General features: G+C 38.7%; 24 protein-coding genes and 2 pseudogenes. 9 read left to right on the forward strand and 17 right to left on the reverse strand.

The window, feature by feature from the left end; all coding sequences use genetic code 11:
• Positions 1-9: 9 nt before the first annotated feature.
• From ACN6NE_RS26770 to ACN6NE_RS26815, 10 genes and pseudogenes are all read right to left on the reverse strand, one after another.
• Positions 10-1,296: a branched-chain amino acid ABC transporter permease gene (locus ACN6NE_RS26770; RefSeq protein WP_474328308.1), complete on the reverse strand. Its 1,287-nt coding sequence runs from the start codon at positions 1,294-1,296 to the stop codon at positions 10-12.
• A gap of 9 nt (positions 1,297-1,305) precedes the next feature.
• A complete protein-coding gene (locus ACN6NE_RS26775) occupies positions 1,306-2,292 on the reverse strand; it encodes a branched-chain amino acid ABC transporter permease (protein WP_129710354.1) in 987 nt (328 codons plus the stop codon).
• 81 nt (positions 2,293-2,373) lie between these two features.
• A complete protein-coding gene (locus ACN6NE_RS26780; protein ID WP_474328310.1) occupies positions 2,374-3,549 on the reverse strand; it encodes a branched-chain amino acid ABC transporter substrate-binding protein in 1,176 nt (391 codons plus the stop codon).
• A gap of 478 nt (positions 3,550-4,027) precedes the next feature.
• Positions 4,028-4,390 carry a P-II family nitrogen regulator gene (locus ACN6NE_RS26785; protein ID WP_013057611.1) on the reverse strand — a complete coding sequence of 121 codons (363 nt, stop codon included), beginning with the start codon at positions 4,388-4,390 and terminating at the stop codon, positions 4,028-4,030.
• Positions 4,391-4,404: 14 nt separating this feature from the next.
• Positions 4,405-5,631 carry an ammonium transporter gene (locus ACN6NE_RS26790; RefSeq protein ID WP_013057612.1) on the reverse strand — a complete coding sequence of 409 codons (1,227 nt, stop codon included), beginning with the start codon at positions 5,629-5,631 and terminating at the stop codon, positions 4,405-4,407.
• A gap of 266 nt (positions 5,632-5,897) precedes the next feature.
• Positions 5,898-7,435: pseudogene (locus ACN6NE_RS26795) on the reverse strand (AbgT family transporter).
• Between the two features lie 231 nt (positions 7,436-7,666).
• Positions 7,667-8,629 carry a sortase domain-containing protein gene (locus ACN6NE_RS26800; protein WP_474328313.1) on the reverse strand — a complete coding sequence of 321 codons (963 nt, stop codon included), beginning with the start codon at positions 8,627-8,629 and terminating at the stop codon, positions 7,667-7,669.
• Positions 8,630-8,736: 107 nt separating this feature from the next.
• Complete coding sequence (locus ACN6NE_RS26805; RefSeq protein ID WP_474328315.1) at positions 8,737-10,080, reverse strand: copper amine oxidase; 1,344 nt, start codon at positions 10,078-10,080, stop codon at positions 8,737-8,739.
• Between the two features lie 429 nt (positions 10,081-10,509).
• Positions 10,510-10,674, reverse strand: a complete 165-nt coding sequence (locus ACN6NE_RS26810) for a hypothetical protein (protein ID WP_165351757.1) — start codon at positions 10,672-10,674, stop codon at positions 10,510-10,512.
• 135 nt (positions 10,675-10,809) lie between these two features.
• Positions 10,810-11,673 (reverse strand): alpha/beta fold hydrolase, encoded by an 864-nt coding sequence (locus tag ACN6NE_RS26815; protein WP_078081935.1) that lies wholly within the window; start codon positions 11,671-11,673, stop codon positions 10,810-10,812.
• Positions 11,674-11,823: 150 nt separating this feature from the next.
• Between ACN6NE_RS26815 and ACN6NE_RS26820 the strand changes: the two genes are divergently transcribed.
• Positions 11,824-11,976, forward strand: a complete 153-nt coding sequence (locus ACN6NE_RS26820; RefSeq protein ID WP_075420850.1) for a YflJ family protein — start codon at positions 11,824-11,826, stop codon at positions 11,974-11,976.
• Here the strand turns inward: ACN6NE_RS26820 and ACN6NE_RS26825 are convergent.
• From ACN6NE_RS26825 to ACN6NE_RS26840, 4 genes and pseudogenes are all read right to left on the reverse strand, one after another.
• A pseudogene (locus ACN6NE_RS26825) lies at positions 11,935-12,172 on the reverse strand (hypothetical protein). The gene ACN6NE_RS26820 and the pseudogene ACN6NE_RS26825 sit on opposite strands and share 42 nt — an antisense overlap.
• 129 nt (positions 12,173-12,301) lie before the next feature.
• Positions 12,302-13,234 carry an alpha/beta hydrolase gene (locus ACN6NE_RS26830; protein ID WP_474328318.1) on the reverse strand — a complete coding sequence of 311 codons (933 nt, stop codon included), beginning with the start codon at positions 13,232-13,234 and terminating at the stop codon, positions 12,302-12,304.
• Between the two features lie 15 nt (positions 13,235-13,249).
• Positions 13,250-13,804: a GrpB family protein gene (locus ACN6NE_RS26835; RefSeq protein ID WP_474328320.1), complete on the reverse strand. Its 555-nt coding sequence runs from the start codon at positions 13,802-13,804 to the stop codon at positions 13,250-13,252.
• 90 nt (positions 13,805-13,894) lie between these two features.
• Entirely contained in the window at positions 13,895-15,040 is a 1,146-nt protein-coding gene (locus ACN6NE_RS26840) for an acyl-CoA dehydrogenase family protein (protein WP_474328322.1), read from the reverse strand.
• 199 nt (positions 15,041-15,239) lie between these two features.
• On the opposite strand from ACN6NE_RS26840, the gene ACN6NE_RS26845 reads away from it, so the two are divergent.
• From ACN6NE_RS26845 to ACN6NE_RS26880, 8 genes are all read left to right on the forward strand, one after another.
• Positions 15,240-15,818 carry a TcaA second domain-containing protein gene (locus ACN6NE_RS26845; RefSeq protein WP_474328324.1) on the forward strand — a complete coding sequence of 193 codons (579 nt, stop codon included), beginning with the start codon at positions 15,240-15,242 and terminating at the stop codon, positions 15,816-15,818.
• Entirely contained in the window at positions 15,784-16,446 is a 663-nt protein-coding gene (locus ACN6NE_RS26850; RefSeq protein ID WP_474328326.1) for a YARHG domain-containing protein, read from the forward strand. The genes ACN6NE_RS26845 and ACN6NE_RS26850 overlap by 35 nt, the downstream gene beginning before the upstream one ends.
• Positions 16,447-16,629: 183 nt before the next feature.
• Positions 16,630-17,409, forward strand: a complete 780-nt coding sequence (locus tag ACN6NE_RS26855) for an STAS domain-containing protein (RefSeq protein WP_013057624.1) — start codon at positions 16,630-16,632, stop codon at positions 17,407-17,409.
• A gap of 143 nt (positions 17,410-17,552) precedes the next feature.
• Positions 17,553-17,795: a spore germination protein gene (locus ACN6NE_RS26860; RefSeq protein WP_013057625.1), complete on the forward strand. Its 243-nt coding sequence runs from the start codon at positions 17,553-17,555 to the stop codon at positions 17,793-17,795.
• 107 nt (positions 17,796-17,902) lie between these two features.
• On the forward strand, positions 17,903-18,145 hold the full coding sequence (locus ACN6NE_RS26865) for a spore germination protein (RefSeq protein ID WP_013057626.1): 243 nt from the start codon (positions 17,903-17,905) through the stop codon (positions 18,143-18,145).
• Positions 18,146-18,196: 51 nt separating this feature from the next.
• Complete coding sequence (locus ACN6NE_RS26870; RefSeq protein WP_013057627.1) at positions 18,197-18,700, forward strand: Hsp20/alpha crystallin family protein; 504 nt, start codon at positions 18,197-18,199, stop codon at positions 18,698-18,700.
• 89 nt (positions 18,701-18,789) lie between these two features.
• Entirely contained in the window at positions 18,790-19,215 is a 426-nt protein-coding gene (locus ACN6NE_RS26875; protein WP_474328329.1) for an Hsp20/alpha crystallin family protein, read from the forward strand.
• Between the two features lie 44 nt (positions 19,216-19,259).
• Positions 19,260-20,081 (forward strand): hypothetical protein, encoded by an 822-nt coding sequence (locus ACN6NE_RS26880; RefSeq protein WP_129710368.1) that lies wholly within the window; start codon positions 19,260-19,262, stop codon positions 20,079-20,081.
• Positions 20,082-20,098: 17 nt separating this feature from the next.
• Here the strand turns inward: ACN6NE_RS26880 and ACN6NE_RS26885 are convergent, their stop codons facing one another.
• The 3 genes from ACN6NE_RS26885 to ACN6NE_RS26895 form a co-directional block, all read right to left on the reverse strand.
• The gene (locus ACN6NE_RS26885) at positions 20,099-21,382 is read right to left on the reverse strand and encodes an ABC transporter ATP-binding protein (RefSeq protein ID WP_129710370.1); all 1,284 of its coding nucleotides are present in this window, start codon (positions 21,380-21,382) and stop codon (positions 20,099-20,101) included.
• Positions 21,379-22,437 (reverse strand): FecCD family ABC transporter permease, encoded by a 1,059-nt coding sequence (locus ACN6NE_RS26890; protein WP_129710372.1) that lies wholly within the window; start codon positions 22,435-22,437, stop codon positions 21,379-21,381. Before ACN6NE_RS26890 ends, ACN6NE_RS26885 begins: the two co-directional genes overlap by 4 nt.
• Positions 22,438-22,642: 205 nt before the next feature.
• Entirely contained in the window at positions 22,643-24,169 is a 1,527-nt protein-coding gene (locus ACN6NE_RS26895) for a cobyric acid synthase (RefSeq protein WP_129710374.1), read from the reverse strand.
• Positions 24,170-24,187 lie beyond the last annotated feature (18 nt).

The following is a 24,187-nucleotide window of genomic DNA, read 5'->3' on the forward strand; positions in this document are numbered from 1 at the left end:
CTTTCACCTCTATAAATTGACGTTTTTCTCAGCCGCTGAAATCACAGGCTGCATTTCTTCTTCAGCTTCTTCTTTCAGCTCTTTCAAATCGAACGTAGGCTGTTTAGCAGGAAGCAACCCCTGAGACCTGTATAGAGCAAATAGAATAAGAAGTCCGCCAAAAATAAATCGCTGCATTTTAGCTGGCGAAAGTGCATCTGGTATAGAGATAACCCCGTTTAAACTCAGTTGATTAAACCAATCGGTGAGCTCCGTTAATACTTGAAGATTAAGAATGGTTACAACAGCCGCTCCAAGTATGACGCCTGGAACGCTCCCCATTCCTCCTAAAATAACCATGACTAAAATCGTGATAGATTCTAACAGCGTAAAGCTGGTTGGGTCAACAAAGGTTTGCTTAGCGGCAAACACTACTCCCATCATGCCTGAAAAAGAGGCACCGATAGCAAACGCAAGCAGCTTTGTTCTGACAAGGTGAATTCCCATCGCTTGAGCTGCAATTTCATTTTCACGAACCGCTTTCCACGATCGTCCTACTTTAGAATATTCAAATCGCCGTACAATAAAAATAACCGCAGCTAAGATGACTAATACTACATAATAGAACTGACTTGGATATACTAAGTTAATCCCAAAAATAGAAGGCGGCGTCACGGAGGACAGCCCCATTGCTCCGTTTGTAATATTGATTGGTTTATCCAAATTGTTAAATACAATTCGAATAATTTCCCCGAATCCAAGCGTAACGATAGCAAGATAGTCTCCTTTTACGCGCAGCACAGGTATACCAAGCAGAACTCCAAATAAAGCGGCTATTAGGCACCCCGCAATAATAAAAAACCAAAAGCTTTCTCCTGATAATGGGTACGTACCAAAAGGCATAAAATTAGCAGCTTGATTGGTCGCGAAAATTCCATACGTGTAAGCCCCAACTGCAAAGAAAGCAACAAATCCCAAATCCAATAATCCGGCTAATCCCACTACAATGTTCAACCCAAGTGCCATAGCAATGTAAATACCTACTAGTGTAGATACTTCCATATAGGATTCATAAGCAGGGCCTTGGCTAGCTGAAAAAGGAAGCAGCACAATTAAAATGAGCCCTGCTATTAGCCATTTTAATTTAGTAGAAAGAGACATAAAATACAGAAGTAATAATGAAAATAAAAGAAGTAAAAATGCGACAACGGACTTTTGGGCAAGCATTAAACTACCGCTTGTTGCAATTACATATATAAAAAATAGAATGATTTGCGCTTTTTTGTTTCCTTCAAGCTTACTCATTAATTTTTTCATCTTCATCACCTACACTTTTTCTGTAACGGCTTTTCCAAATAAGCCTTCTGGTTTAAAAATTAACACCAAAATCAAAATGGCAAATGCAAATACATCTTTATACTCTGCTCCTAAAATATTGCCGGTGATTGTTGATAAATTCGCAGCTGCAAACATTTCAAGGATGCCAAGCATTAGCCCTCCAAACATTGCTCCTCGTATATTGCCTATTCCTCCTAAAACAGCTGCTGTAAAAGCCTTTAATCCTAATATGAACCCAATGTAAGGATCAATTGTTCCGTAATGAAGCGCAAATAACACACCGGTTGCGCCTCCTAGAGCCGAACCAATAAAAAAAGTAAGGGAAATGACTTTGTTTACATTAATGGACATGAGTGAAGCTGTATCGGGATCTTGGGCTACAGCTCTCATTGCCATTCCCCATTTGGTTCGATTGACGAAAATTTCAAGTCCGATCATTAAGCAAAGAGCAACAATTAACACTACAATAAACGTTACTTTAAATGTAGCATCATCAAATGATGATGAAAGAGAAGAAGCGCTAACCGATACTTTGCCTGAAAATAAAGCAGGGGTATTAACAATATAGTTACCATTCTTAAGTTCCGTAATGAAGCGCGCAAAATCCTGTAATAGAAACGACATTCCGATAGCTGTAATAAGTGTAATCAGTTTAGAAGACTTGCGCAGGGGGCGGTAAGCCACTCTTTCAATTCCCATACCAAGAAACCCAGTCGCAACACTCGTAATAAGAAGAACTAAAATTAACGTCACAACAGCTGGAAAAGCTGCAATCCAACCTACGCCTGTTAACCCTAATAGAATAGCGGTTCCGATAAAGGCGCCTGACATAAAAATTTCGCCGTGTGCAAAATTGATGAGTTCTAAAATGCCATATACCATCGTATAACCTAGGGCAATAATTGCATATACAGCTCCTAATGTTAGTCCGTCAATTAACACTTGCGGCAGCGTTTGTATAATATGAGCAAACATATAACCTCGTCCCTTTCGTCCTATAAAATCGATTTTAAGAAAAGAAAGGTACGGAACATCCATACCTTTCTTTTCTAAGGTTTACTGTGAGATTTCTCCTTCTAATTTAGCTGGGTACGAAGGAGCGTCAAACTTATAGATAAAGATTTTAGCGTATTTATTGTCTCCTTTCTCGTCAAATCCTACCTGCGTAAGTTCTCCTTTGTATTCTGTAATACCGCGTACGGCGTCACGTACTGCTTCATGAGAAGGAAGCTTTTTATCATTGTCTTCAATTGCTTTTTGAATACCTTGAAGCATAACTTTCATGGAATCATACCCGTATACAGAATATGACTCTACTTTTTTATTGAATTTCTTCTCATAATCTTTAGCGAATTGCGTCTTGGAAGCATCGCCTGCTACTGACGTAAGATACGTATCTTTTACAGCATCTCCGGCAATATCAACTAAAGTTGATGAGTCTAAGCCATCCCCTCCCATAAACTTAGCGTTAATTCCTTTGTCACGAGCTTGTTTAATTAAAAGTCCGCCTTCTGCATAAAGACCACCAAAATAAACGAGATCCGGCTTTTCTTTAGAGACTTGATTTAACACACCGTTAAAATCTTTTTCTCCAACCGTAATTCCTTCAAACCCAACAATTTTTGCTCCTTCTTTTTCAGCTGCTGTTTTAAAAGCATCTGCAAGCCCTTGTCCGTAAGCTGTTTTATCTTGAATGACAAAAATATTTTTTGCTTTCAACTCTTTAACAGCATATTCAGCTCCTGCAGGCCCTTGGAAGTCATCGCGCGCTACAATGCGGTTAACCGTTTTTAACTTTCGATCTGTTACGTCCGTTGCTGTACTTGCAGGAGAAATCATTGGAATTGAATATTTCTCATACGTTTCAGATGAAGGAATGGTAACTCCTGAATTTAAATGTCCTATCACTCCATAGACGGCTTTATCTGCTCCGATTAACTGAGCGTTCGCTACGCCTTTTTTCGGATCGCCCTGATCGTCATACGGTACAAGCTGAAGTTTATATCCTAATTTTTTAAACGTGTCTTTTTCTTCATCAAGAGCTAGCTGAGCTCCCAGTTTGATCGCTTCACCTAACGTCGCACTACCTCCTGACAAAGGGCTTTGCGTAGCAATTTTGATAACATTGCTGCCTTTATCTGCTCCTGATGTACTGTTGCTCCCACAGCCAGCTACAAACCCTACCGATAAGACCGTTGTTGCTAAAATAGATAACATTTTTTTACTTAGCATGTAGTAATCGTTATAAAACGCTTAATAGCGGCTAGTCTTTTATAACGATTTTCCCTCCCTTTGTTTGCGTCTAGAACGCTTTTTATTTTTGCAACAAATGTCATTTCTCAAAACGGTGAAACAGCTTGCTGTTTATGTACATCTTTTTTTCACATCCTTTCATAATAGATTCAATTTCATATACAAAGAGAAACTAATAAAAGTAAAAATATAGTTATTTTTTACTATTATAAAAGGATGAACAGCAGTATTTCACCAAATTTGTCAGTAACAATGACACATATTTTTATAATTTTCTAAATTTTATAAAAATAATTTTAATTATATTCACTTATTTTTTGCGATATACTTTTTGGCTATATATATAACAAAAAAGCATGTCACCATAAGGAAACATGCCGTGTAACTATTCAACCTAAAAAAAGGTGCATAGTATGCACCTTTTATATGACCCTTTGTTTTCTCTTTCTCCCTAAGTTTAACTATTATTTCGTAATGCCTGTGATCCCTCTTCCCCTGTTCGGATCTTAATTGCATTTTTTAATTCATAGATAAATATTTTCCCATCTCCAGGCTGACCTGTATTTAGTACTTTTCTTGCTTTATCAACAACGTCAGATACTGGAACTTCGCACACCACAATTTCTACTTTAATTCGTGCGTGCATATTGTCTTGTTTTTTAACGCCTCTATAAAGTTCCGTAATGCCTTTTTGCAACCCGCACCCCAGCGCATCCGTAACTGTAATACCGCTAACGCCGATTTTCGCCAGTTCTTGCTTAAGCTCTTCAAACTTTGAAGGGCGTGTAATAATTTCAATTTTTGTTAAAACATCACTCACTGTGCCCACCCCTTTTACATATTCGATTCGTGATACGCTCTTTCACCGTGCAGCGTAATATCAAGCCCAAGCGTTTCTTCTTCTTGTGTCGCACGCAGAGATACGATTAATCCAACCACTTTAACAATAATGAAGGTAGCAATACCGACAAATAGGTACGTTGCTACAATAGCCACCAGCTGTTTCCAAAGTAGACTTGGATCTCCGTAGAATAAACCATTCGCACCGGCGTCATTTACAGAAGTTGTGGCAAATAAACCTGTTGCAATACCTCCCCATGTTCCCCCAATACCGTGGAGACCAAATGCATCTAACGCATCGTCGTAACCGATTTTCTTTTTAAGTGAGAAGATACCCCAGAAACAAACCGCTCCGCCGATAAAACCAATTACAATAGAGGCAAACGGTGTAACGAATCCACAAGCTGGTGTAATAGCTACAAGTCCAGCAATCGCTCCCGAAACAGCTCCAAGCAGCGTAGGTTTTTTATTGATAATCCACTCTACTACAAGCCAGCCGATAATTCCTGTTGCTGCTGCTGTATTCGTGTTAATGAAAGCCGTCATTGCAACGCTGTTAATAGTTAAAGAACTTCCAACGTTAAAACCAAACCAGCCGAACCAAATCAGCATTCCGCCTAAAAGAGTTAACGGTAAATTGTGAGGTGCTGCGGCATCGGCATTTTTTCGTTTTCCAACAACAAGAGCTAGAATTAATCCTGCTACACCTGATGAAATGTGAACGACGTTTCCTCCGGCAAAGTCAATAGCTCCTAGTTCACGAAGCCATCCGCCAACTCCCCAAACCCAGTGTGCTACTGGTGCATATACAAATAATGACCATAGGATAGCAAATAAGATAAATGCTGAAAACTTCATGCGCTCTGCAAAAGCTCCAGAGATAATAGCTACTGTTAGTACAGCAAATGTCAGCTGAAACATCATAAACATATTATGCGGGATCGTAGCACTGTAGTCCCCGTTTGGAGTGAACCCGACTCCTTTTAATCCTACCCAGTCCAAGTTACCAATAAAAGCATTGCCGCCGGTAGAAAAAGCTAACGAATAGCCTGCTACTATCCAAAGAACGGATATAACAGCTAAGGAACCTACGCTATACATCGCGGTACTTAACATGTTTTTACTTCGAACCATGCCCCCGTAAAACAATGCAATAGCTGGTGTCATAATCCAAACCAATAATGCTGAAAAAAACATAAATACTGAATCGCCCATTTGCATGATGATTTCCCCCTTAAGTACGAATAAGTAACCCCTAAATTCAATGTTAGATTATATAACATCTTTTGTTATGTTTACTATCATATTTGATTTATATGTATTTGGCAACTACTTTTTGCAAATTTATTCAGAAAACTTTTGTTTTTTTATACTGTTTTCTTTTTCTTATGTATTCTCCTATGTACACATAAGTTGAACTATTTTTAATATGTGTTAGAGTTTCTGACATAAAAAATCCTCTTCTTGGAGTAGAAGAGGATTTTTCTTTACAAATGCATATATACACCAGGCCCTAGAGGAATACCGAATACTGCAAAAATAAGCAACATAATAATCCAAATCCCCAAAAAAGCTAGGTATAAGGAAGCATAAGTGAAATAATTGTGCCAAGTCCTGCCTTAGGCTCGTATTCTTTCATAAAGGCTAAAATAACAATCATGTATGGATTTAAAGGAGTGATTACATTCGTGGAAGAATCCGCTATTCGGTATGCCGCTTGAATAAATCCAGGATTGTATCCTAACAGCATGAACAATGGAATAAAAATAGGTGCTTCTAGTGCCCATTGAGCGGAGCCGCTAAAGATAAGAAGGCTTAGAACAACAGTTAAAAATACAAAACCAACCACAACTGGAAGTCCAGTTAGATTTAGTGCTTTTAATGTATCCGCTCCTTCTACTGCAATCCACGTTCCAATATTAGTCCAATTAAAGTAAGCGATAAATTGAGCAGCCGCAAAAATAAGAACAATATAGCTAGCCATATCTTTCATCGAATCAGTCATATAAGCAGGTACATCTCTGGAACTTTTGATTTTCCCTACTGTTATTCCGTAAACAGAGCCAACTACCACAAAAAACAGCAGCGTGATCGGAATGATACCATCTAAAAAAGGAGATGGAACAATTCCACCGTCTTCATTTCGTAGAGGAGAGTTGGGCCAAAATAAGAAAACAGCTAGTACAGCGACATAAATACATGTAGCAACGATACTGTTTTTTAATCCTTTTGCTTCTGCCTCACTAATTTCACCAAAATCATTGCGTTTTTTTCCTTTATAATTGCCCAGCCTAGGTTCTACAATCTTTTCGGTGACGATCGCCCCTATAACGGTCAAAACAAATACAGAAGCTGCCATGAAATACCAGTTCGCTGCAGGACTGACAGCAGCGCTTGGGTCAATTGTTTTAGCAGCTTCAGTAGAAATGCCTGATAACAACCCGTCGGTTCCGGATATAATAAGATTCGCTGTAAAGCCTGATCCCACCCCAGCAAATCCTGCTGCTAATCCAGCAAGCGGGTGCCTTCCTACTGTATAAAAAATCATTGCGGCAAGCGGAGGCACGATGACAAAAACAGCATCTGCCGCTAAGTTGGCCATAATTCCTGTAAAAATGATGGCGTATGTAATAAGAGCTTTTGGAGCATTTAAAATCGTTTTCTTTATGGCCACTTCAAGCAGACCTACTTTTTCTGCAAGTCCGACTCCAAGCATCATAGCAAGTACAAGTCCTAGGGGCTTAAATTCAGTGAAATTGGTCAGCATCGATGTTAAGATATACTGAATACCTTCATGCGACAACAAACTTTTAATTGGAAGAGTCTTATTAGTACCGGGATGGACTACCGTTACTCCCATACTATTAATAGCAACAGATGCTACTACGATAATAAGCGCTAAACATACAAACAAAATAAAAGGATCAGGTAGTTTGTTTCCGATTGCTTCTACTCTTCCTAATAGTTTATCTAGAAAAGTTGTTAGATGTGATTTTTGCTCTGTTTGCAAATTAGGTTGTGCCATGCTTTCTCTCCTTTTTCGTTTAGATTCTTTTTAGATTTTTCCTTTTAATTACCAAAAAATACTATTAGTACATAATAATCTGAATATTTATATTATTAAAGTATTATTTTTAAGGGATTTTTATTTATCTATTAAAACTAATAGCATTTAGATAAATAGAAAGGCAGAAGATATCTTTTTAATCGACAATCAAAAATAACAAAAAGCTCTCCGTTTAAGGAGAGCTTTTTGTTATTTCGCTATACTAGACGGAGCGGACTCTTTTCCTGACTCATTAACAGCTGTTACATAGTAACGAGCTTGAGATGCGTCGGAGTCAGCAAAGCTTTTTCGCTCAAATTCCGAAACGCTGCCAATATGGGCAAATGTTCCGCCTGGATTCTTTTTATAAATTCGGTAGCCGATAATATTACCTTCTCGTACCGCGTACCACGTAAGCAAATTACCGCTCATCTTTACATGTGTAGGAGGTGGTGGTGCAGTTGCTTCACGCTCCAATTCTTTTGCTTGGTCAGCTTTTAGTTTTGTATAGACAACTAACCTCTCTTGATGGGTTCCTTCCGCACGGTCAAACGTGCCTGTGCACGTAATTAAATTTAAATTACGTTTGTTGCTGTACCCAAAAATTTCGTTTAGAGGTGCTTTATCTCGCGGATAGCTTTTTATACGTTTAACAACAAAAGTAAGTGTGGTCCCCTGTGCATCTCTTACGGTAATTTCATCGTCTTTTTTTAAGTTTTTTAGGTTGTAAAAGACGGCAGGGCCGGTTTTACTGTCTACGTGTCCTGCTAATACAGCATTTCCTTTTACGCCAGGTTTAGCTCCTGGTTCAAACCAAGCAACTCCATTTTCTGTAGATGGAGCTGCCATTTCACCGCTGTCTAATAATCCTACTTGTTCAATTGAAGCCTCCACATGAACAGCAGGAATGGACACTTTTTCAGGGATAATTCCTTTGAATTCTTTGTTTAACTGTTTGGCTTCTGTTTTATGCTTTTTTAGTACAGCAAATTCTTCTTTAAGCGTTACCCGGCTTTTTAGATCCTTTGATTGCGCTTCTTTTTCTTTTTGCTTAGCTGCAGCCTGTTGCTTTGTTTCTTTTGCTTCTACCATTTGTTCTTTAAAATATAGTCCGCCGCTAACAAGCAGGACTAAACTTAATATACAGTAGGCGAGAACAATCGCTTTTTTCACATCGTCACCTCATTTCACAGCTGTTTATAAAAAAGAAGAGAGAACAACCTCTCTTCTTTTTTTCAGGACTCTTGACTTTTAATTCATAAGGAAAAGGAGAAAAAATATTATTTGCTTACTGGTTTCTTGCGTAAAATAACTCCAGCTGTTAACACAGCTAACGAACCTAGTGCAATATAGATCGCTGTTAGTGGGTTCATCGTTGATTCAGACGCCCCGCCCATACCTGTTTTCGGCATATCTGTTGGCATAGCTGTTTCAGCAAACTTATCGGGGTTTTGTTTTACGATTGCTTCACCTAAAGCTTGGCCAACACCAAACATTAATTTATACCCTTCACGATACGTATCATAACTTCCAGCGTAGTCACCGGATGCATATTGTTCAAATGTTTTAATAACCGTATCCTCGTGTGCTTTTATAGCTGCCTGTGCGTCTGCAGTTGGAAGGTTTCCATCTGTTGCTGTTCCTAAGAATGCACCAAATTCTTGCGCGAATTTATGGAGCTTATCTTTTGCAGCTTTTTCTCCTGCTTCATCGCCTTTTACTTGTGCACTTACTAATTCAGCTTGGGCATTGATGTGATCTCCTTGCCAAATTTTTTCGAATTGTGCAGCTCCTTCATCGCCATATACTGAGCCGATTGCAGCTTTAAAATCTGCTGTGTTGGCATTTTCTAACCAGCTAACATAGTCGTAATCTTTTGAACCGTTAAACCCTTTTTCCATTCCCATTGTTGCTAAAGCAAAATGTTCTGCTGCTAAGCTGTTTAATGAAGAACGTAAATCTGCTGCTGGTGTATCTACTTTTGTATTGTCGAATTTATCAGGCATTTGCGTTACGATTGCGTTTGATAACGCTTTACTAATTGCAAACATCTGCTGATATCCTTCGCGGTATGTCTTCGCGGCTGCCTCATAGTCACCTTCTACATAATCTTCAAACGTTTCTTTTACTTGATCTTCGTGCACGCGAAGCGCTTCTTTTGCTGCATCTTCAGGTAGTTTACCTTCCGTAGCAGTGCTTAGAAACTTAGCAAATTCATTTACGAATTGATCTACTTCTTTATCTACTTCCGCCATGGCTTCTTTATCGTTTTCTTTTGTTGCTTTTACAAAATCATCTGTGTAATTGTTGTGTTCTCTGAAAATTCGTTCAAACTCAGCCGCTCCTTTATCACCATAGATAGAAGCAATAGCTGGCTCCATGTCGACGGCATTTTGATCCAATGCTTTGAACGCAGCGTCAGCATCTTTAGAACCATCATAAGCTGTTGTCATAGCGGCAACGGCAAGCGTAAAGTGTTCAGATAATAGGTAGTCTAAGTTCGCTCGTAGATCTGAAGCTTTTGTTAATGCCGTTGGTTTTGCTTCCTCTGCATTTGCAATAGTCGGCATCAATAGTGAAGCTCCTAGTACAGGAATCATTAATTTTTTACTTAATTTCATCATTTTCCACTCTCCTCATTTTCAGTTGATGTACGCCACTTTTTTCATTCTTACTACATCTTAAACCATTAAATAGATTGAACATTTTGAATATTATATATATTAAACCTTCATGTTCCCTCACATTTAATGATCCTTTTTAGGAAGTATTCTCTTTCTATCTACTAAACGATTGCTGAGTGATGTTGGATCACTCTTTTTAAAAAATTTTTTAAATGTCATCTTCGTGAAGAATTCCTTCCCTTTCTACTTATCTAACGAACGCCTTCTTCAGCTAGATCACTTTTTGAAAAAAGTTTTTAACCGTCTTTTTTTAGAAATGCTTCCTTTTCTACTTACCTAACGAGCACCTTCTTCTGTTGGATCACTTTTTGAAAAATTATTTTAAATTCAACAGAAAAAAAGATTGAGACATAACAAGATAAATTCAATTTAAAGACGAACAAATGGGATAAATGAGTTAGTATGAATCACTTTTAATACCGCTGTTGCTTCCCGTGCAAGACTTCGCTTTCCGCAGGCAGCCGCTGAGCCTTCTCGTCGTTTGCGCCCTGCGGGGTCTTTCCTGCAGGAGTCTTCGCCTTTCCCTCCAATCAACAGCTAGAAGCCACTACATATATGAAACCTGCGCAATAAAAAACCCGAACGAGTTGGATTCTCCATCAAGAATCTCAATTCATCGTTCGGATCTTCCTTCAACTAAACTACTTTTGTCTGAACCTCTTTTTATCTTTACTTATTTAAAAAATTCCACATCACGTCGTTGACTTCCTGTGGCTTTTCATGCTGAGGGGCATGAGATGCTTCAGCTAATCGGTGAACAGATATGTTTGGTACATATTCTTCAATACCATCTAAGTTTTCAGGCATAAAAGTAGGATCTTGATTTCCCCAAATAATTTGTACCGGGATGTTTAACACTTCTTCTTCTAACGGAAACAAAGATTTTCTTTGAAGGTCTTCTTCTGTAAAAATCTTTAAATTGCGGTAATAACTTAGCATGGACAGCACAGAGCCATTTTCCCAAGAGTTCATGTATGCTTGAACATCATCAGCTGTTAGATATCCTTTTTTTACACCTGGGTCGATCACAAGCTTACGCAAACCTGAGAAGTTATCTCGTTCCATATAGTCCTGTGCTTCTTGTTTTTGAAACCATTTCATATACTCACTTGCTTTTTGCTGATTTTTATTTATTCTAAGCTCACGCATAAATGTATAAGGGTGCGGACCGTTAAAAGCAATTAATTTTTGTACATATTCAGGGTAGCGATAAGCAAATGTCCAGCCGATTCCTGCTCCCCAGTCGTGTACAACTAGCGTACAGGAGCTATATCCTAAACCTTCAATCACTTGGCGAATATCTTCTACTAATACATCAATTTCGTATGATTCCAGTCCGCTTGGCTTTTCAGATAAGTTATATCCTCTTAAATCCAAAGCAACTGTATGAAAATCATTAGAAAATTCGTCTATCTGGTGTCGCCAAATATGCGAAAAGTCAGGAAACCCATGAAGAAATAGCATAAGCTCTCCTTGTCCCTTGCTTATATAGTGCAAATTAACGCCATTTACATTTATATACTGTTTACTCATTGTTCATTCCTCCTTTATAAATAGCTGTAGAGCAGTATAACGTTGCAAAAAATGAACGTCAATTCATTTACCTCGTTCACTTCTTTTTAGTTCCTTTTATGAATATAGTTAATTATTTAACGTGCACCTTTTTTAAAGGAGTGGTTAACGATGGCTTATATCTATTCCAAGGGCTGGTTTGTTCAACAGTTAAAAGCGGCCAATATCTCTAAAATCGATGGAAGAAAGCTAGAAAGTTACAAAACCTATATTCTTCGTAATTTATATGCTGAGCTTATAGAACAAGGTAAAATCAACGGCTAAAAGAGGTTGAGACATAACGAAATGAATCCCATCTAAAGATGAACAAATGGGATATATGAGCTGAACTGCTTGAGACACCGCAGTTGATTTCCGTGCAAGACTTCGCTTTCCGCGGGCGGCCGCTGAGCCTCCTCGTCGACGGGGTCTCACCTGTTCCGCTTTTCCCGCAGGAGTCTTCGTCTTGCCCTCCAATCAACTGCTAGAAAGATTTACACACATGAAATCTACGTTTGTCCTAACAAAAAACGAACCACTAATCAAAAGTCTTGATCAATGGTTCGTTTTACATTTCGTCTAAAATATTTTTGTCCCAGCCTCTTTTTTTTTACAGCGATTGCTCAATAAAAGATAATACGCGCTTTACATATTCTTTTTTGTATACATGATAATTTTGAACGTGTTCTGCTTTATCAGTTTTCCAGAAGTGAAAAGCATCCGGGTGCGTTTTAGCCATTTTTTCACTTTCAGTGTAAGGAATTTTTGTATCTCCTGTGCTGTGTATAAATAAAATTGGTCGAGGGTAAATATGCTCGACTGCTTTAATGGGACTAGCTTCAGCAGGATTTGCATCTGCAATAACAGGAAGAATAGCAATGGTTAGCGGTGTAAACGGAAAGTTTGGTAAATGAGACCATACAGATAGATTTTCTTTTAAATAAGAGGTTAAATCACTAAAGGGACTATCAGCTACCAATGCTTTTACGTCGTCATCTTGAGAAGCTGCTAATAAAGAAGTGGCTGCTCCCATTGAAATGCCGTAGAGCACAATTGGCTCTTTTGTTGTTTCTTTCATTTTCTGAATAACGCCTAATAAATCGAGCTGTTCTTTTACACCAATCGTCGTTTGATTTCCTTCTGAGTCTCCTGCATCTCTAAAATCAAACATGACCACTCGATATCCCGCTTTTACAAATTCTTTACTCAGCGGCAGAAAGCCAGCTCCTTGTGCTTCACGGTTATTCCCGTATCCATGTGACATAATAATAGTTGCTTTTGGTTGTTCCGTTGGTTCAATCATCCATCCTTTTAAATGGGTTATTCCGTCTTTGCTCAAAAATACTTGATTGCTATAGTGCATGCCGTAATCACCAGGATTTTTCACAGCAGGATTTTTATCTAGTTTTGTCAGGCTTATGCCTACATAAAGAGAAATTGCCGTACAAAGTACAAAACAAAGAAGAACAAAGGATATCAGGCTGATCCATATTGTTTTTTTCTTTTTTCCTGTATTTGTCTGTCGATTTAGAACTGGAGTCAAGCTCGTTCCTCCTTTTTATCTAAGATAATCTTTCCTATTCTTATTGTTGCTTCCCTTTCTCCATTTTAAAGCTAGCCCATCTATTTTATGAATAAAATTCGTTTTATTTTCCACATATTTTTCTGGTTCAAAGCGATAGCGGTGCGCTAGTTCTATTTTCAACGTTTCGTATTCTTTCGCTGCATCAGGGTGAGTACGCAGATAATCTCGAAACCATATATGCCGATTAATTTCTGGGTGGCCTTTTTCATAAATATGAACATGATGCGTTCTTTCATTTCCGCCTTTTTGGAAGTATCTTCTTCCTTTTATGCCGTTTTCACCTTTCGCTTCGTATCCAAGCTGTTCCATCCTCTGATTATATGTATCTACTTTCTTTATATCTTTCACTTCAATAAGTAAATCAATAATCGGTTTTGCGCTTAAGTCGGGAACAGCAGTGCTTCCAATATGATGAACCTCTAAAACTTGAGCTGACATTATAGTTGTTAAGGTGGCAGCTTCTTTTGTAAATTCCTTTTCCCACGCGATATTATAGGGTGTCAGCTGAATTTCTCTTACGGACTTCATATTCAATTCCTCCTCTTGCAACGAAAAAACTGCTTATTATAGAATAGCCTTTAATAAGCAGTTTTTCATCATTTAACATGTTATTAAGTTTTATCTAGTAAACGCCTGCTTCGCTAAATTAACAATCGTCATATCATCCATGGGAGGGTTATGAAGCCCGGCACGCACATCTCTATAATAACGCTGCAACGGATTACTGCGCTGCAAGCTTCGTGCTCCTACTATGCGCATTGCTTTGTCGACAACCGTACAGGCACTATTGGTCACCACGTGTTTGACAGCTGCTAACTCTCCGGCTAATGCTGCTCGGTCGCTGGTCTCATCCCATTTACTTGCCACGCTGTACATAAAGTGACGCGCCTGCATAAGTTCAAGTTCCATCTCTCCTACTAAACGCTGCACATTTGGCAGCTCGCTAATCGTCCCTTCAATACTATTAGGCGAATATTCTGTAGCAAATGCGAGAGCATAATCTCTTGCTGCGATGGCTGTACCCATGTAGCAAGCTGGTATATGAAGCAGCCAGCCGCTTGGCTCATTCTTTTTAAAACCACCGAGGCGTTCAACAAGAAAGTCGTGTTCAATATCGACGTTTTCTAGCACAAGATCGTGACTTCCTGTCCCGCGCATTGCAATCATATCCCATGTTTCTTCTATTGAAAGTCCGCTTGTTTCACGAGGAATTAAAAATAAGCCGATCTCTTCTTCACCTTCGATGCTTGCTTTTACCAAGAAGTAATTTAAGACCGGAGACATCGTGGTGAATGTTTTTCGGCCATTGATTCGCCAGCCTTCTTTTGTTTTTACAGCTGTCGTTTCCGGTTTGCCTCCTCGAGTAGGACTTCCTGTCTTCGGTTCAGTGGCAGCGGTGTTAATAAGTGCACCTTTTTCTATTTCTTTAAAAATAAAATCGAGCATTTGCTGATTCCAAGGCTGTTTTTCACGCAAGTCCATTGTAACCCCCATATGCCATCCAATACTAAGAGCCGTAGAAGCGTCTCCTTGAGCAATTAATTCTTGAAATAATAAAAAATCATAAAGGCGCAATTCATCTCCGCCATATTTGCTTTCGAGAGAAAGACGTGTATAGCCCGCTTCTTTTAACTCTTGAATATTTTCAAAGGGAAACGTACCTTCTTCATCTATTTTAAAAGCTCGTTTCTTAAATTTTTCGACTAGAGGCAGCAATTTTTCATACGTAGACTCTTGATTTTTATTTACAAATGAAACACTCATTTGCTTCATCTCCTTTTTATATGACAGAGTGTCCCTATCGGATTAATATATAGTTCTTATCATAGCATACCTCACCTTTTCTGTGCATGTTTGGTGTGTTTATCTTTCTTGTTGAATCTATTTCTTTTTCCAATTTAATAGTCTGTTTTACCTGCACGTTCCATACATTTAATGGAATAAAAAGAAAGGAATGGTGTGAATGAATCAATGTCCAAAATGCGGGGCCAGGGCAAGCACAGACCAATTATTTTGCAATAACTGCGGCTTTTCTTTCACCGTGTCGCCAGCTGCAGCTAAGCATAAAAAGAGCTGGTATATTGGCGGGGGTATTGCGCTTATACTTCTTTTAACTTTTGTATTTTATTTCTTTTTCTCTGGCTCAGAAGAAAAGACGGCTGACCGCTTTATTGAGGCATTAGAATCGAAAGATACAGCTGTGTTAAGAGAGTTATTAGACTCTTCGCAGTCTACTATAGTTATTAATGACACATCTATTCAAGCTCTGTTAGATGCAACTTCCGATGGTTCTATTTTACGAGACGTTGAAAATGATTTAAAAAATAAATCGAGTATCTACTTTACAATAAAAGAACAGAAACATTCACTAATCTTTAAAAAACAGTACGTGGTTGTGCCGTCATCATATTATATCTCCCTCACCACGCCAGAGGATGCAACGGTTACAGTCAATGATACAAAACAATCGATATCCAAGAATCAAACGCAAAAAATAGGGTCTTTTTATGATTGGAAATTACCCGCTTACGGCTTCTTATGAAAGCTCTTACGGAAAACTTACAGACCAAACCACTGTAAATTTTCACCGGCAAAAAGAAGAAAATATATCTGTGGTATTTAAAGGGGCTTACGTTACAATCTCATCAAATAGAGATGACGCTATTTTATTCGTAAATGGAAAAAGCAAGGGACTGCAGGTGAATAGCTCATCACAAATAGGGCCTGTTGCCACGGATGGAAGCGTTACTGTTCATGCAGAAGTGCAAAAAGACGGCACAACGTTCAAAAGCAGTCCCTACACTATTCAAAGTGAAGAAAGTATTATGTTAAATATACAAACCCCGCCCGTCGAAAAGGAAAAAACCGTCATAAAAGAACGAGAAGTGATCGTGCCTGGGCCGCGCTCTTATGCTACTTCAAGCTCTTATATTCTTCCTGGTTCGGATTCTTACAAATTAAGCTATAGAGATATTAGCAGTTTGAGCTCGAGTGAACTAAGGCTAGCTCGAAATGAAATCTATGCGCGGCATGGGTATGTATTTAAATCGAAAGATCTTCAAGCCTATTTTTATGAAAAGTCATGGTATACGCCTGATTCATCATTTAGAGACTCCTACTTATCAAGCGTTGAAAAATATAACGTTGATTTTATTAAATCTTATGAGTAAGGTGGACTCCCCTTTTGCACAGGGGAGTTTTTTAATTGAAGCGAGTGCTTACTCCTACGTTTTTTTACATACCATGATCCCTATACACGTTAATAAATTTCTTATAGCCTTCTTCATTCTTTTCACTGTAAAATATAAAGTAGATGTACATAAACTTAATACACACATAAGGAGAGATGGAGAATGAATGGAATTGGACGACTTCCACAAAAGCTTAATGGACATTTGATTTTAGAAAATATTCAAGAAACCATGATCATTGCAGATAAAGACTATCGTGTGCAGTGGATGAATGCAAGAGCAATTGAAACACTCCAGCCAGTACTCCCAATCTACCAGTTATCTCATATCGAAGAGTTAATTGGAAAGCATATGGACTTCTTTCATTCCAATTCTGAAGAAGCGGAAAAATTACTCACCTCTCTTCATACAACCTACCGAACGCGTATAACGATTGGCAGTCAATACGTAGCAGAAGCTGTGATTCATCCTATTGATACAAAAGACGGCGAGCGTTATGGCTACTTGCTTATGCTATTAGACTTTACAGATCAAGCCGAAGCAGAGCTTGAAAAAGAACGGTTAATTGAGGATTTGTCCACGCCTTTATTAAAAATATGGGACGAGGTTTTAGCTGTGCCCATTACCGGTAAGATGGATATAGAACGTGGAAAGAAGCTAACTGAAACGGTATTGGAGGCAGTTGTAAAAGAACAGGCGCGCTATTTGCTTATTGATTTATCTTCCCTTCATTCGTTAGATGAAGAACACGGTTATTATATTAACACGCTTCACGATGCTTTGCGTTTGATTGGTACCACTTGCCTTATTGTTGGTCTTTCTTCAAAAATGGCTCTCTCGCTTGTAGATTCTCAGTTTAATTGGCGAACATTTTCCACTGTCCAACAAAGCATCTCTTATATTTTAGAAAAAAAGAATTATCGTATTGCACCCATTTCATAAGCCCATCATATCATTAAGTAATCCTCTCTCAATCGCTTTTTCCTTCAATCGGAAAAGGCGATTTTAGTTATGAGGAATTGTGAACGTTTAGGCACTTATCATCATAGGATACATTAATCAACCATAGAAAAGGGTGAGAGCGTATGCCAAGTGTTATTAACATTTATAATTTAAAGATCAACAGTATCTCAAGCAACGGTTCTGTCAACATTGGCGAAGCACTCCATAACAGTCACACGGCTCATTCAAAATCCACTGGTACGAACTCTTCTTATGGCGATGTCTCACCTGCTTCCTCGAAAATGCGAAACATTTATATCGATCCTGATACAAATGACCAAACAGATATTGCAAACGTTGATCATGTCAATGGTTATCAGCAGTGATATAGGGCAATGCTTGTCAACAGCATGACGACAAACGGTGAATACATTCTCTCTGAACGCAATAGACCGTTGGAGTAGAATGAATAAAAACAGTAAGGAGTCTCTTTATGCCTCTTCAAATTAACGTTTTTAATATCGTAACAAACGGTGTCACGCAAAACGCAAATATTGATTTTGGTTCCACCATTCAAAACAGTCACACGGCGAACTCAAAGTTTAACGGCGCGAATTTTTCTTTAGGTAACTTCTCTCCTACTTGCTCTCAAATGAATACGGGCGTGTTAGATCCTGATGTAAGCGATCAAGATCAAATTGCAAACCCTTCAGCTCCAATTGGAAATCAAATTTAGCTTTAACAATTTTGTCGTTTTACTTGGCACATTACAAGGAGGTGTGTAAATATGTTTCCATTTGGAAAATCTCCCTTTAAAGGAATGATGGAAAATATCCCAAAAGGAATGGCATCTAAAGACATGAATAAGTATATTCAGCAAATGATTTCTTCTACGATGTCCCATTCTTTTCCGGATTTTATGCAAGGAAATGAATTCTTTAAGCAAGCCCAAGACATGATGAAAGAACAGCAGGATATGGGAACTGAAGGTCATGGACAAAAACCAAGAAGATTTGATTCAAACGTCATCAATACATTAGATGAATGCATTGTACAGCTAAAAATCCCTAACCGCGATATTGTATCAAGCATTAAAGTCTATCATACGCCATATGTGTGTACGATTGAAGGAATAGATGGAGAAGAATCCTTCAAAGAAGAAATTCAGCTTCCTTGTTCGGTTCGTAAAAAAGGCACACGCGCCATCTATCGTTCCGGAGTGTTGGAAATCCGGATGCCTAAACATGTTAATATTCCTATGTCTCAAATAGACGTCCACGATTTAGATTAAAGTGGACGTTTTTTTCTGTTTTCATGCATACATATAAAATAGAAAGCTGCAAAAGGCCTTGTTTTATTTTTCTTAAGAAGGTGACAAATATGAATCATGGAAAATTTAAAAAGTGGGCAGAAACGTTACAAGAAGAAAACCATACGAAATTTCGGGAAAAAATTTTTGATGATGATCATGAAGAAAAGAATGATCCGGAAGCAGATGCTTCTCCTCAAATTGTAAATGAGTATCGAGATTATCCTTTAATTGATGTATATGAATGGGCAAATCAGCTGTTAGTTGTAATTGAAATACCCGGTGCTAAACGAACAGATGTCGAATTGACCATGCACGAAAATACTTTACACATATCCGGTTCATCTCTTTTAACCGTGAAGGATGCAAATGTTCTTCACAAAGAAAGACGTGAAGGAACGTTTCAACGATCAATCATCCTTCCGCCTGCTGTAGGGGAAGCGCCGTGTCATGCATCATTTAAAGATGGTCTTTTGCATGTGAAATTTGATTTGTAATTTATTGTGCAGAACTATACGTAGCATGAAAGGCAGGGAATTTCATGTTTTCTAAGTGGTTTAAACAATCGTCTAAAATTGAAACAGTCCGTAAAATAAATCCGTCTTCCCTTCCAACTCAAAAAAAAGCAAGTCCCATAGACCAACGTTCTAATCAAAAGCGGAAAGAATTACCCGAAAAGATGAAAGCTAAAAAACAGTCTAATCTAAAAAAACCCCCTCAACAGCCAAAGAAGTTGCCTAGCCAAATGGAGCCTAAGACCTCTGCTGAAGCTGAATTCACACAACCTGCTCTTTCGTCAGATTCAGCGCTGAACCTGCAGGGAATTATTGATCAAGTGACGCGGTTAACCGACGCGATCCCTAAAATAGAAGAGCTTCATCAGCAATTAAATGAATCGGCTCACCTTATTCAATCACTGTCTCAACTGCACGAGCAAACAGCTCATTTACTCTCGGCTATGCAGTCAGCTCCTAATTTCGAAGCTATTCAAAATCAGCTCTCTGCGTTAAAGGAAGAATCGTCCAATACAGCCTTATATGAGATGGTGAAAACTCTTGACAAAAAGATTGATGAAGTAACTCACCCAAAGCAGTCCATTGTTGTTGAAAAAATCATGGTCGAAAAAGTATTGTTAGACAAAATTGATCTTAGTAATAATTTCGGCCAGCTAGGCATTAAAGATTTGACCGGTCACTTAAACATTGGCACCACTTACAGCGCTGATTCTGATCAAGTAGATGAAGAAGTCAAAGACTTGTTTTCTGTTAAGCTAAAAGAAAAAAAGATTGATGAACATACAACTGAGACAACGGTGAGTTCAGGAGGTGAAACAGAAAAGTCTGATGATCACTCAGAAGAATAAAAAATGACCGCTACTGCTTATTTAAAGCAATTGTCGGTCATTTTTGTTTCCGTAAATAGTTGTAATTCTTTTTGGAGGCGTTCCATCAAGAACTCTGAAATTTCTTCTTGATTTTCTTCTTTATGATGAGATGATGCTACAACAATACGTCCTGTTTTTCCTAAGAAAGCCCGGTACTCAATTACCTTCATCGCAGCATGAAGTAAGTTCCCGTCCGAAAGCGGCGCATTTGTTAGTAGAACAATATTTATTTCGTTTTCTTTTTGTCCATGTGTCAGCACAGCCAGCCACGAGTAACCTTTATCATCTTTTAAGCGAACTTCATGACTAGATAAAGACGCAGATTTCCACGCCGCGTTAGCACTGCTTTGCTGTTGAACAATTTCTTGACACCAGTCTAGACCTGTTTCATTTGAACCCAGTGAAAGAGTTCTCAAAGGACGAACAAAGGATAAACATAGGTTGCCCGGTTCCTTTTGTAACTGATACAACTCATGGAAGTCCGTCTCTGGATATTGATACGGCGGCACAAAAGCAATTTGTCGCTTGTTCACAGCGGGATGGTGAAATACATGCAAATCAACCCCATATACTCTTTTTAACGTAGCTGCATCCTGAAAAATGGCATCCATCCCCGTTTCTTCTACTCTTCCATCTTTCAGTAACACGGCATTATCTGCAAACAGCGAGGCGATGTTGAGATCATGCAAAATGGCCAGGACCGTTAAGCTCATTTCCTGCTGTAAAGTTTTTAACAGCTGAAGCAGTTCCATTGTATGTTTTACATCTAAGTGATTCGTTGGTTCATCAAGAAGTAAGTAGTCAGGTTCTTGAGCTAGTGCTTTAGCCAGTAAAACCCGCTGTTTTTCTCCACCGCTTAGCGATTGAAAAGTATGATTTCTATAGTGCCAGACGTTTGTTAATTTCATCACGCTTTCCACCACTTCTTCATCCTGTGCTGATACAGTGCTAAACAATCCTTTTGCCTGATAAGGGTAACGTCCAAGTGAAACAATTTCTTGAACCGTAAATTCTAGCCCAATTTGATTTTCTTGCGTCATGACTGCCACTTTTTGCGCCAGTTGTTTTGGTGAATAAGCCTTCACTGACTTTCCTTCCACCTTCACTTCTCCTGATTGAATGGTTAATACATTCATAATTAAGCGAATAAGCGTTGTTTTCCCGCTTCCATTTGGTCCTAGTAAAGCGACAAAAGAACCTTTGTCTACGGTGAACGTGATGTCACGAACGGTCGGCTGCTGCTTATCGTATCCTCCTGTCACATTATATAGTTCAATCATGATATTCCTCTCTTCCGCATACGTTCTTTTACAAGGAGCAGGGTAAAAATCGGCGAACCAATTAAGGCGGTTACGACTCCAATCGGCAGTTCACGAGGTTCTAATATCGTTCGTGCCAATAAATCTGCTAAAACCAAATAACTTCCTCCAATTAAAATAGAAAGCGGCAGTACATGCTTATGATTAGCTCCCGCTACGAGACGCACTACGTGGGGGATAACTAAGCCAACAAATCCAATTGCCCCAGATACTGATACCGCAGCCCCTGTTAATACGGATGCACCTATTAAAATCATTCTTTTTTTCTTCTTTACGTCTATTCCCATAAACTGAGCGGATTGATCTCCAAATGCTAAGCCGTTCAGCTCTTTCACATGTAACAACAGCATAATTGTACCGATCAAAAAGAACGGCCCTAAAATTTGAATATGAGACCATCCTCTCATTGATACGCTTCCCATTAGCCAATATAAAACCTGCCTTACATCTTCTTCAGGAGAAAGAGCCACAATTAATGAAATAAGCGCGCTCATAAAGGATGATAAAATAATCCCCGCTAAGATGATGGTTTCATTGGCTAAATTGCCGCTTGCGAGTTTCGTAATACCAAAAACTAAAAGAAGAGTGATAAAACCAAATACAATGCCGACTACAGGCAGCGTGAAGATAGACAAACCAAAAATACTCCAATGAAAATAAATTGCCATGACAGAGCCAAGGGTTGCACCTGAGGAAACTCCGATCGTATAAGGATCGGCAAGAGAGTTTCTTAATAGCCCTTGAAAGGCAGCCCCTGCTATTGAAAGCGAAGCTCCTACTAAAAATGCCACCAGTACTCTTGGAAAACGAATTTGCCAAATGATTAAATCCATGTTTTCCGGACCGTGATATAGGGATAGCCCGGTAAGGTGGCCAATAATAATTTTGATTGTATCTCCTACGGTTAACGAAACTGTACCAATAAATACGCCCATAATCACCGAAGTACATACAATAAATAAACTGACTATGTATAAAAGAGATGCTTTGTTTAAAAAAATACGTTTAAAAATCAATACTTTCAGCTCCTCTAGGAAACGAGGCGTGATGTTTTACATTACATTAACCATTCATTTTCCTGTCCATAAACCATGCTTCCACCATGCATTAAGTTGGAAACAATCATCTTTTATTTGTTACGAGTGCTAGACTGTTGAACTAGGCAACGTAGAATAGCGTACTAAAGTTCTCGGTAAAAAAACAAGCGAAAGCCTCTATAAGCTATACTTTTTGTGCTTGCTCCGGGCTTTTATAGTTGTCTATTAAATGATACAGCTTTTCCATATCTACAGCTTCTCTCACATATGCTGCTGCTTTTGAAAAAGACTCCTCTTTTTGCAGGCGACTGTTGAATGTGTCCGTAATAGGCGGCAATTTTTTATGTTTACGAATTTGATTAAGCAAAGCTCTGCGCAAAGCATCGTTATGAAACACATCATGAACATACGTGCCAATGACGTTGTCTTTAACCGTTCCTTCTTTTTCATGCTCTACCACTGCAAAAGCTTCCGTGGTGCTCTTAGAAATCGTCTTTCCCATATGAATTTCGTAGCCTTCAATCGAAACTCTTTCACTTTCTAGCTGGACATACCCAGAAACTCTTTCTGTTTTTTTGCTGGTTGTCATAACGGTTTCCACTGGAAGCAAGCCCAGCCCTTTAATGGATTCAATCCGAGATTCTACTGCATCAGGGTCTGTAATTGTCTCCCCTAGCATTTGATATCCTCCGCAGATGCCAATGACGTGAACGTTCGTTGTATTCAAAACTTGATTAATGGCTAGAGCCAGGCCGCTTTCTTGTAAAAACTGAGCATCTTCAATCGTATTTTTGCTTCCTGGTAAAACAATTAAATCAGGCGTACCTAATTGCGACGGCTTGGTTACAAGCCTCACGTGACAGTCTTCTTCTAAGCTTAAAGGATCGATGTCTGTAAAATTTGAGATGCGCGGGTATGAGATAACCGCAATATCAATTTCTTTTAACGGATTCACAAGCGTTGAGTAATTTCTGAGTGATAACGAATCTTCCGCGTCAATTTCCACATTGTTCATATAAGGAATAACTCCTAGAACCGGAACACCCGTGTATTCTTCAAACCACTTCAACCCTGGTTTTAAAAGTTCTAAATCTCCTCGGAATTTATTAATTAACACCCCAATAACTCTAGACTTGTGTTCATCTGGAAGCAATTGAAGAGTACCCACTAGGCTCGCGAAAACTCCTCCTTTATCAATATCTCCTACTAACACAACAGGCGCTTCTGCTATTTTTGCAACGCGCATATTTACGAGTTCCCGATCGTTCAAATTGACTTCAGCAGGACTTCCAGCGCCTTCAATCACAATTCGATCATAATGATTGGCAAGCTCTTTATAAGCTTCCGTGATAACGTTCAAACCTTCATTAAAAAATTCTTGCCGATACTGAAAAGCAAACATATTACGTAGCGGTTTTCCGTGAACGACAATTTGAGATTCATGATCACGAGTTGGTTTAATTAAAATAGGATTCATATTGGTTGTTGCTTCTACTCCAGCCGCTTCTGCTTGAATTCCTTGCGCTCTGCCAATTTCTTTTCCATCCATTGTAATGTATGAATTAAGCGCCATATTTTGCGATTTAAACGGTGCAGTTTGATAGCCGTCTTCTTTAAAAATACGGCAAAATGCTGTAGCAATCATGCTTTTTCCAGCGTCTGAGTGCGTTCCTTGAATCATAAGCGGTTTTCCTTTTTTCACTTTTTCCACTCCCTACCACATAAAAAA

Source organism: Priestia sp. 53B2 (assembly GCF_056099005.1).

Bases quoted from the DNA above. Each gene is read 5' to 3' on its own strand.
- ACN6NE_RS26850 (WP_474328326.1), top strand. From the start codon at position 15,784: ATGATTGGAAATTACCCGCTTACGGCTTCTTATGAAAGCTCTTACGGA.
- ACN6NE_RS26835 (WP_474328320.1), bottom strand. From the start codon at position 13,804: ATGAAGTCCGTAAGAGAAATTCAGCTGACACCCTATAATATCGCGTGG.
- ACN6NE_RS26815 (WP_078081935.1), bottom strand. From the start codon at position 11,673: ATGAGTAAACAGTATATAAATGTAAATGGCGTTAATTTGCACTATATA.
- ACN6NE_RS26780 (WP_474328310.1), bottom strand. From the start codon at position 3,549: ATGCTAAGTAAAAAAATGTTATCTATTTTAGCAACAACGGTCTTATCG.
- ACN6NE_RS26790 (WP_013057612.1), bottom strand. From the start codon at position 5,631: ATGCAAATGGGCGATTCAGTATTTATGTTTTTTTCAGCATTATTGGTT.
- ACN6NE_RS26770 (WP_474328308.1), bottom strand. From the start codon at position 1,296: ATGAAAAAATTAATGAGTAAGCTTGAAGGAAACAAAAAAGCGCAAATC.
- ACN6NE_RS26775 (WP_129710354.1), bottom strand. From the start codon at position 2,292: ATGTTTGCTCATATTATACAAACGCTGCCGCAAGTGTTAATTGACGGA.
- ACN6NE_RS26870 (WP_013057627.1), top strand. From the start codon at position 18,197: ATGTTTCCATTTGGAAAATCTCCCTTTAAAGGAATGATGGAAAATATC.
- ACN6NE_RS26885 (WP_129710370.1), bottom strand. From the start codon at position 21,382: ATGATTGAACTATATAATGTGACAGGAGGATACGATAAGCAGCAGCCG.
- ACN6NE_RS26855 (WP_013057624.1), top strand. From the start codon at position 16,630: ATGAATGGAATTGGACGACTTCCACAAAAGCTTAATGGACATTTGATT.
- ACN6NE_RS26880 (WP_129710368.1), top strand. From the start codon at position 19,260: ATGTTTTCTAAGTGGTTTAAACAATCGTCTAAAATTGAAACAGTCCGT.
- ACN6NE_RS26845 (WP_474328324.1), top strand. From the start codon at position 15,240: ATGAATCAATGTCCAAAATGCGGGGCCAGGGCAAGCACAGACCAATTA.
- ACN6NE_RS26820 (WP_075420850.1), top strand. From the start codon at position 11,824: ATGGCTTATATCTATTCCAAGGGCTGGTTTGTTCAACAGTTAAAAGCG.
- ACN6NE_RS26840 (WP_474328322.1), bottom strand. From the start codon at position 15,040: ATGAGTGTTTCATTTGTAAATAAAAATCAAGAGTCTACGTATGAAAAA.
- ACN6NE_RS26860 (WP_013057625.1), top strand. From the start codon at position 17,553: ATGCCAAGTGTTATTAACATTTATAATTTAAAGATCAACAGTATCTCA.
- ACN6NE_RS26805 (WP_474328315.1), bottom strand. From the start codon at position 10,080: ATGATGAAATTAAGTAAAAAATTAATGATTCCTGTACTAGGAGCTTCA.
- ACN6NE_RS26875 (WP_474328329.1), top strand. From the start codon at position 18,790: ATGAATCATGGAAAATTTAAAAAGTGGGCAGAAACGTTACAAGAAGAA.
- ACN6NE_RS26865 (WP_013057626.1), top strand. From the start codon at position 17,903: ATGCCTCTTCAAATTAACGTTTTTAATATCGTAACAAACGGTGTCACG.